The 1,053-nt window shown below is 75.3% G+C and carries 1 protein-coding gene; it reads right to left on the reverse strand.

The window, feature by feature from the left end:
• Positions 1-74: 74 nt before the first annotated feature.
• Positions 75-1,053, reverse strand: a 979-nt coding sequence (locus tag SSOG_RS24235) for a DUF5937 family protein (protein ID WP_009716886.1), incomplete at its 5' end; no start/stop codon positions are given.

Here is a 1,053-nt window from a genome sequence, read left to right on the forward strand (position 1 = left end):
CCCCCCCCCCGCGCGGCGGAGCCGCATATCGATGCTGCGGGGAGGGGCGGGGTGGGGGAAGGACCCCGCCGGCCCTACCGCAGGACGCCCTCCAGGAAGTCGCTCCCCAGGCGCGCCACCGTCGCCAACTCCAGCTGGTGCAGCACGTACCGCCCGCGCCGCCGGGTGTGCAGGAGCCCGGCCTTCTTCAGGACGGCGATGTGCCGGGAGACCTCCGGCGGCGTGATGGCGTACGCCTCGGCCAGTTCGCCCGTGGTGTGCGGCCCCCGGGCCAGCGTGCGGCAGATGCGCATCCGCATCGGGTGGGCGAGAGCCTCCAGGCGCTGCTGGACGAGTTGCAGGGCGGCGGGCGGGGCGAGTTCGGGCCCGGCGACGGGGTACTGGATCACCGGAGGCCAGCCCGGCGCGTGCACCAGCAGCAGATGCGGCCAGCCGAAGGTCGTCGGGATGAGGGTCAGCCCGCTGCCGTGCGCCGTCGTACGCCCCGCCGCCAGCTTGTCGACCAGGACGCGCGTCCGCCCGTCCGCACCCTGCTCCAGCGACAGCGCGGCCGAGGTCGCCGTCAGCGCCTCCGCGAGACCCTTGCGCTGGAGCAGCTCGCCCTTGTGGCGGGCGTCGGCGGCCAGTTGGACCCGCACCCGCTGCCAGGTGTCCGCGAAGAACACCTGATGGCAGTCCTCCAGCAGGCGCCGCAGCCACACCCGCAGCCCGTCCGGGTCCACCAGCATGCGGTCCACGAAAGCCAGTTGCCGCGGCCCGCGGGCCCGGGCCATGTCCCGGACCCGGTCCCGCTCGTCCCGGTCGACCAGCGGCGACCGCGTCGGCCGGTCGTACGAGGCGGAGCAGCTGATCTCGAACGCGGCCGCCACGAACGCCTCGTCGTCGATCCGGTCCAGCGCGTCCAGCTCCTCCGCGAGCGTCGCCCCGGGGGCGGACGGCAGCAGCAGGTCGGAGCGGGCCGTGCCCCACAGGAAGTCCGCCTCGCACAGCCGGTCGGCGAGATCCGGCTTGAGGGAGGCGGCGGTCGCGGTGGCCCAGCCGTGGTGCCCGGGA

The sequence above is a fragment of the Streptomyces himastatinicus ATCC 53653 genome, assembly GCF_000158915.1.
In the GTDB taxonomy this organism is placed as follows: domain Bacteria; phylum Actinomycetota; class Actinomycetes; order Streptomycetales; family Streptomycetaceae; genus Streptomyces; species Streptomyces himastatinicus.